The following is a 7,666-nucleotide window of genomic DNA, read 5'->3' on the forward strand; positions in this document are numbered from 1 at the left end:
AAATGACAATCGCGGAAGGTTGAGACTTCCCCCCGACATTTCAAGTCCCCGCTATGCTGTGCGGTCCACAGATTGTTGACTTCACGATGACCACTCGTCCGAAACTGGGTTTGCCGAGCAAATCCGACAGCCCGACCACCTCGGACCGCGACCCGGCCCGCAAGCCGGTGCGCAACAGCACCGCCAAATCCCGGACATTGAGCCGCAATACCACCCAGGTTGCGCCCGCCGCCAAGACTCCTCGCGGCCGTGACGGCGCGCCGGCACATTCCCGTGCTGCGCCGGGTGAAAAAAGTGCGCGCGCGCCGGGCACTCGTCCGCCAAGGCGCGACGGCGATGAACGCGCACCGCGCCGCGACATGGGTGACCGGCCGCCCCGCAAGGATTTCTCCGATCGTCCCCCGCGCACCGATCGTGGCGAGCGCCCCGCCCGCGCCCCCGGTGCCGACGACGCGCCGAAGCGCCCGTGGACGCCGCGCCCCGAGCGCGACAGCCGTCCGCCACGTGCCGAAGGTGGCGAACGCGCGCCGCGCGGCAATTTCGCTGATCGCCCGCCGCGTACCGATCGCGGTGACCGCCCGGCCCGTGCGCCCGGCGCCGACGACGCGTCGAAGCGCCCGTGGACGCCGCGCCCCGAGCGCGACAGCCGTCCGCCGCGCGCCGAAGGTGGCGAACGCGCGCCGCGCGGCAATTTCTCCGATCGTCCCCCCCGCACCGATCGCGGTGAGCGCCCTGTCCGAGCGCCCGGTGCCGACGACGCGCAGAAGCGCCCGTGGACGCCGCGCTCCGAGCGCGACAGCCGTCCGCCGCGTGCCGAGGGCAGCGAGCGCCCGCGCAGCGCAAAGCCCGCCGCTGCGCCGCTGCGCCCGGCCAAGCCGTGGGAAGAGCGCGACATGGACAAGAAAGGTCGCGTAAAGGCCGTGCCGGCCGAAGAAGGCGACGATCACCCGAAGGACGGCATCCGCGTGTCGCGCTGGCTGGCCGACCGTGGGGCGGCGTCGCGCCGGGAAGCGGACGACTGGATCGTGCGCGGCTGGGTGACGGTCGATGGTGAAGTCGCCGTGCTCGGCCAGCGCGTGCTGTCGCATCAGAAGGTCGAGGTGAACAAGGAAGCGCGCGCCGACCAGGCGCTGCGCGTCACCGTGCTGATGCACAAGCCGGTCGGTTTCGTCAGCGGTCAGGCCGAAGACGGCCACGAGCCGGCCAGTGTGCTGTTCGTGCCGGAAAACCAGTGGATGGGAGACAAGTCGGGGCAGACATTCAATCGCAACCATCTGCGCGGTCTGGCACCGGCCGGCCGGCTCGACATCGATTCCCACGGTCTGCTGGTGCTGACGCAGGACGGTCGTGTCGCCCGCGTGCTGATCGGCGAGGATTCGACGATAGAAAAGGAATACCTGGTGCGCGTGCGGGCGACGAAGTCGTTCGGCAACGGCCCGCTGTCCGAAGTCTTTCCGGCCGAATCGATTGCGCTGCTGAATCACGGTCTCGAGTTGGACGACCAGCCGCTCAAACCGGCGAAGGTGAGCTGGCAGAACGAAGAACAGATGCGATTCGTGCTGCGTGAAGGCAAGAAGCGGCAGATCCGCCGCATGTGTGACGCGGTCGGCCTTGAAGTGGTTGCGCTCAAGCGCGTGCGCATCGGCCGCATCCCGCTCGCCGACCTGCCGGTCGGCAAGTGGCGCTATCTGCGACCGGACGAAGCTTTCTGAAGGTCGGTACCCTGTCACCAAGATGTAGACGAACTGCATTCTTCGTGTAACGCCTCGTTCGTAGTCTTCACACACTACGGAGGCGTTACATGAACGAATTTCTGAAGGCCCTGCACGTCCAGCGCTGGGATGACCACCGCTACTACCACCACAGCCGAATCAATCAGAGCCTGCACCTGATCAGTGCGCTCAGCTTTCTTGCGGCCTACGCAATGCTGTTCGTCGATCCGGCCGCCGCTGCGCTGCTCAGTTGGGGCGTCGCCATGGTGTCACGCCAGTCCGGCCACTTCTTCTTCGAACCCAAGGGTTACGACCACGTCAATCAGGCGACCCATGAATTCAAGGAAGACATCAAGGTCGGCTACAACCTGCGACGCAAGATCGTGCTGATGGCGGTCTGGGCGCTGGCCCCGGTCGTGCTGTACGTCGATCCGGCGCTGTTCGGTCTGCTCGAGCCGCATGCCGATACGCGCGGCTTCGTGCACAACACGTCGCTGATCTGGCTGGCGGTGGGCATCGGCGGTCTGCTGTTCCGCACCGTGCATCTGTTCTTCATCCGCGACGTGCAGACCGGTCTGGTGTGGATGACCAAGATCCTCACCGATCCCTTCCACGACGTGAAGCTGTACTACCGCGCCCCGCTGCACCTGCTGCGCGGCGAGCTGATCGACCCGCGCCACGCACAGCATTCGGCGCAGGCCTGAGGCTTTGCTTTCGCGGCGGCGACGCTGCTCCCATGAAAGATGCAGCAGGAGACCATCTGCGGGAGCGACGATCCACGGTTCGCTGTATCGCCAGCGGGCTCCGCGATCAGTGCTCGCAGAATTCCCCGCTCCGGTCCCGTCGCGATCGTTGGTCTGACCCTCGCCTTCACCGCGTGTCACGTCATGCGTTCAACCGCGCCGCGCAAACCGCTCCGCCAGCATTTCCCGCAGGATGCGGCGCTTGACCTGCTTGTTGCTCGCCCCATCGGGTACCCACCACCAGCCATCGGCCTGCATGCGCTGCGCGGCTGCGACAAATCGTTCGCACACGGCATCGAATTCGACATCGCCGTAATTCAGGCTGAAGATGAGCCGGCCGGTGCCGACCCAGCTCAGCGCAAGACCTTCGGCGCGCAGGTAGTACTGCAGCATCCAGTTGTAGCGCGACGGCACGCTGTAGGTCACGGTCCAGATCGACGACAGGTTCACCACCCGCACCGGCAGACCCGCCTCGCCCAGCAGGGCGTTCAGCTTCTCCGCGCGCGCATTCCAGCGTTCATCGAGGCCGTCGTACAGCGCAGCGATCTGCGGCGTGTCGAGCGCGAGCAGGAACTCGTTCATCGCGGCCATCACGTGCGGATGCGAATTGAAGGTGCCGCGCGCGAAACAGATGTCGGCCGGCCGGTCGTCGCGGTAGCGGCGCATCAGCGCCGCCTTGCCGCACACCACGCCGACCGGGTAGCCACCGCCGAGTGTCTTGCCGTAAGTGACCATGTCGGCGCGCACGCCGAAGTACTCCTGTGCGCCGCCAGGCGCGAGCCGGAAGCCGACGAACACTTCGTCGAAAATCAGCACGATGCCGCGCGCCGTGCACACCTCGCGCACCTGGCGCAGCCAGTCGGCGTAGGCGGCGCGATCGAAATGGGCGCGCCGGCCGCCATCCACCAGCGACGAGTCACCGGGCGCACCGGCATTCGGATGCAGGGCCTGCAGCGGATTCACCAGTACGCAGGCAATGTCGCGCCGGGTGCGCAGCACGTGCAGCGTATCGGCGTGCATGTCCTTCAATGTGTAGGTGTGTTCGGCCGCAACCGGATTGCCGACGCCTGGCTGCACGTCGCCCCACCAGCCGTGATAGGCGCCGCAGAAGCGCACCAGGTGGCTGCGCCGTGTGTGGTAGCGCGCCAGACGTACCGCCTGCATGACCGCCTCGGTGCCGGACATGTGGAACGACACTTCATCCAGCCCGGAAATCGCGCACAGCCGTTTCACGTTGTCGGCCAGCAGCGGGTGAAAGCTGCCGAGCACCGGTCCAAGTGCTTCGACCTGCGCGTTGCCGCGCGCCATGCAGCCCTTGTAGAAATCGTAGCCGAACACATTGACGCCGTACGAGCCGGTCAGGTCGTAGGCGACGTTGCCGTCGAGGTCGGTGACGGTGACGCCGGACGACGACGCAACGAAATTGCCGGCCTTCAACCGCTCGCGCACATGGCGGCTGAACGGGAACGGCACGCGGTAGGCGCTGGTGAATTGCAGGTCGGACAGCATGGGCTGGACTTCTGCGGTCAGGGCGCGCGTCTTTGCGTAGCGCTCGCCGTACAGCGCGGCCAGACGTTCGAAGGCGAGGCGGCGCTGTTCGACCACGGCGGGCGGCGCGTCATCTGCCGCGAACACGTCAGCCGCGTCGAATTCGTAGAAAGGCAGCAGCTTGGCCACCCGCCGCGACATCTTGGAGTGGCCGGCGAGCGAGCGGTGCTTGGCGCGCGACAGTTCGAGCCGGCGCTTGACGCGCGGCAGCAGCGCCAGCAGCGCAGCGGCGCCAGCGACATAGAAAGGGAGGGCTTCGGTCATGCCTCACGGAAATATCAGCGCGAGGTTACGGCAACATGAATGACGCCAATCTGCCGGCCCGTCGGCGGCTGCGTGACGCGCTGAACTTCGCGCTGACCAACCGCGTGCCGCGCGCCGCACTGACCCGCTTCGCCGGCTGGTTCAGCCAGATCGAGCAGCCCATGGTGCGCGACGCGTCGATCGCGCTGTGGCGGATGTTCGGTGACGTTGATCTGTCGGAGGCGAAAAAGACGCGCTTCACCAGCCTGCACGACTGCTTCATACGCGAGCTGCGCGACGGCGCGCGACCGGTCGATGCCGATCCGCACACGCTGGTCAGCCCGTGCGATGGCATCGTCGTGGCCTGCGGCCGAATCGACGGCGACACGCTGCTGCAGGCCAAGGGCCTGCACTACACGCTGGAAGAGCTGCTGGGCGACGCCGCGCTGGCGGCTCGGTTTCACGACGGCTGCTACGCAACCGTGCGCATCACGGCGTCGATGTATCACCGCTTCCATGCGCCGCACGATTGCCGGGTGTCGCACGTCACCTACTTTCCGGGCGACACCTGGAACGTCAATCCACCGGCGCTCGCGCGGGTGGACAAGCTGTACTGTCGCAACGAGCGCGCGGCGATCACCACCGCGCTGGCCGATGGCACGCCTGTCCTGCTGGTGCCGGTCGCGGCCATCCTGGTGGCCAGCCTGCGACTGCACTGTCTCGACCTGCTGCTGCACGCCGGCTATCGCGGCCCGCACCGGCTGGCCTGCGATGCCACGCTGCACAAGGGTGAGGAAATGGGCTGGTTCCAGCACGGCTCGACCATTATCGTGCTGGCGCCGTCGACCATGGCGCTGCACCCGCTGACGGTCATCGGCCGACGCATCCGGGCCGGCGAGGCGCTGATGCAGCTGCCGGGCCGGTAATCAGATCGGTGATCAGCCCAGCTTCTTCCCCTTGGTCGCGCGCACGCCGCGCCACGCCATCAGCGCGGCTTCGTCCAGCGTCAGCGCTTTCGGGCGCCCGCGCGAACCGGGTACGTTCAGCACCAGCCGGCCGCGAAACAGATCCAGCAGGGCCAGCGACTCGCCATCGGGCAGGGTCATGATCTTCACGCCCTTGCCGCCGGACAGCGTCTTCATTTCATCGAGCGGGAACACCAGCAGGCGGTCACCGGCCATCGCCACGACCCAGGCGTCGTCCGGCTGCAGCCGCAGCGGCGGCAATGCAAGCGTGCCGTCGGTATTCAGGAAGGCCTTGCCGGCGCGGTTGCGGCTCACCATGTCTTCGATCGTGCAGACGAAGCCATAGCCGCCGTCCGACGCGACGAGGTAGCGGCTGCCGGGTTCGCCGGTCAGCACCGCGACCAGCTTCTTGCCCGCCAGATCGGCCAGCGACGACACCGGCACGCCGTCGCCCTTGCCGCTCGGCAGATCGGTCGGCTTGATCGTGTAGCTACGGCCATCGGCGTCGAGCAGGATGACTGGCCACACGGTGCGGCATTTCAGCACCGCCAGCGGACCGTCGCCCGCCTTCCAGGTCAATGCAGCCTCATCGACGTCATGACCGGCACGCAGGCGGCCGAAACCGCTGCGCGACACGATGACGGTGACGGCCTCGTCAATCTGCGGCACTTCGCGCGAGCGTGTCGCCTGCACGTCGGCATTCACCCGGGTGCGCCGTTCGTCGCCGAAGCGTTCGACGTCGGCTTTCACCTCGTCGCGCACGAAGCGGCGCAGTGCGGTGTCGCTGCCCAGGATGCCGAGCAGGCCGGTGCGTTCGGCATCAAGTGCGTCGCGCTCGGCCTGCAGCTTGATCGCTTCGAGCTTCGCCAGCTGGCGCAAGCGGATTTCCAGCACGTCTTCGGCCTGCCGCTCGGTTATGCCGAAACCGGCCATCAGGTCGGCCTTCGGATCGTCGGCGGCGCGGATGATGGCGATCGCGCGGTCGATGTCGAGCAGGATGGCCAGTCGGCCATCGAGAATGTGCATGCGCTCGTCGATGTCGGCGATGCGCTGGGTCAGCCGGCGCGACACGGCGGCGAGCCGGTAGTCGCACCACTGGCGCAGCACCGCCGGCAGGCCGATCTGGCCCGGCCGGCGGCGCGTGTCGAGCAGCGTGAGGTTCAGGCTGGTGTTGCACTCGAGGTCGGTATAGGCGAACAGGAAAGCCAGCAGGTCTTCCTGGCCCACCGCGCGCGACTTCGGTTCGATCACCAGTCGCACCGGATGACGCGCATCGGATTCGTCGCGCACCGAGTCGATCAGCGAAGTGGCCAGTGTTTTCGTGCGCGCCTGGTCGTCGCTGATCTTCTTCTTGTCGCCCTTGGGCCTGGGGTTCGCGAGATCGTCGATGCGGGTCAGGATGGCGCCGGTGCTCACACCGGGCGGCAAGGCGGTGACGACGATCTGCCACTGGCCGCGCGCCAGCGCCTCGACTTCGTAATTGGCGCGCATGCGGAACGAGCCGCGCCCTTCCTTGTAGGCGGCGACGATGCTCTCGCGCGACGAAATGAGCGTCGCGCCATTCGGGAAGTCCGGCCCCTGGAAGCAGTCGATGAGGTCGTCGTCGGGCATGCGCGGATCGACCAGCAGCCGGCAGATCGCCTCGCCGATTTCGCGCAGGTTGTGCGGCGGAATTTCGCACGCCATACCCACCGCGATGCCGGATGCACCATTGGCCAGCACCACTGGCAGGCGCGCCGGCAGCAGCGCCGGTTCCTGCTGCGTGCCGTCGTAATTCGGCTGGAAGTCGATGACGCCCGCGTTCAGTTCCGACAGCAGCACGTGGCGCGCAAACGCGGTCAGCCGGCACTCTGTGTAACGCATCGCGGCGGCGTTGTCGCCATCCATCGAACCGAAATTGCCCTGGCCATCGATCAGCGGATAGCGCAGCGTGAACGGCTGCGCCAGACGCACCATGGCCTCATACACCGACGAGTCGCCGTGCGGGTGGTACTTGCCGATCACGTCACCCACCACGCGCGCCGATTTCTTGTGCGCCGCATCGGGTCGCGCAAAGCCGTCCATCGCGAACAGGATGCGCCGCTGCACCGGCTTCATGCCGTCTTCCAGCCCCGGCAGCGCGCGCGAGGTGACGACCGACATGGCATAGGTCAGATAGGCCTGCGACGCATGCGCGTCGATCGGCACGTCATCGATGTCGGGTTCGAACAGGGTGTCGCTCAATTCAGGAACTCCAGTGACTCATTGCACATGTCGTAGGTTGGGGTGAGCGCAGCGATGCCCAACATGCCAGCGTGGCAGTCGCGCGGAAACAGCTTGGCACCAGGCTGTCGCTCAACACCGGACCGGCGGTGACTCTCACGCTTTTAGTAGGTTGGGGTGAGCGCAGCGATGCCCAACATGCCATATGCCGGCCGAGTCGTGAAAGAGGCGGGTGACGTTGGGCATCGCTGCG

At 66.9% G+C, this 7,666-nt stretch carries 5 protein-coding genes; 3 read left to right on the plus strand and 2 right to left on the minus strand.

Annotated features, from left to right (window positions below; all coding sequences use genetic code 11):
• Positions 1 to 53: 53 nt before the first annotated feature.
• Both Q8R75_RS13625 and Q8R75_RS13630 read left to right on the plus strand, forming a co-directional pair.
• Positions 54 to 1,712: a pseudouridine synthase gene (locus Q8R75_RS13625; RefSeq protein ID WP_305612384.1), complete on the plus strand. Its 1,659-nt coding sequence runs from the start codon at positions 54 to 56 to the stop codon at positions 1,710 to 1,712.
• A gap of 89 nt (positions 1,713 to 1,801) precedes the next feature.
• Positions 1,802 to 2,416 (plus strand): hypothetical protein, encoded by a 615-nt coding sequence (locus Q8R75_RS13630; RefSeq protein WP_305612386.1) that lies wholly within the window; start codon positions 1,802 to 1,804, stop codon positions 2,414 to 2,416.
• A 189-nt stretch (positions 2,417 to 2,605) separates the two neighbouring features.
• On the opposite strand, the gene Q8R75_RS13635 is transcribed toward Q8R75_RS13630, so the two are convergent.
• Complete coding sequence (locus tag Q8R75_RS13635; RefSeq protein ID WP_305626415.1) at positions 2,606 to 4,267, minus strand: aminotransferase class III-fold pyridoxal phosphate-dependent enzyme; 1,662 nt, start codon at positions 4,265 to 4,267, stop codon at positions 2,606 to 2,608.
• Positions 4,268 to 4,302: 35 nt separating this feature from the next.
• Here Q8R75_RS13635 and asd point away from each other — a divergent pair, with 35 nt between their 5' ends.
• On the plus strand, positions 4,303 to 5,172 hold the full coding sequence (gene asd / locus Q8R75_RS13640; RefSeq protein WP_305614687.1) for an archaetidylserine decarboxylase: 870 nt from the start codon (positions 4,303 to 4,305) through the stop codon (positions 5,170 to 5,172).
• A gap of 12 nt (positions 5,173 to 5,184) precedes the next feature.
• Here the strand turns inward: asd and parC are convergent, their stop codons facing one another.
• A complete protein-coding gene (gene parC / locus Q8R75_RS13645) occupies positions 5,185 to 7,434 on the minus strand; it encodes a DNA topoisomerase IV subunit A (protein WP_305614686.1) in 2,250 nt (749 codons plus the stop codon).
• Positions 7,435 to 7,666: the final 232 nt, after the last annotated feature.

Source organism: Methyloversatilis sp., from assembly GCF_030696805.1.
GTDB lineage: Bacteria > Pseudomonadota > Gammaproteobacteria > Burkholderiales > Rhodocyclaceae > Methyloversatilis.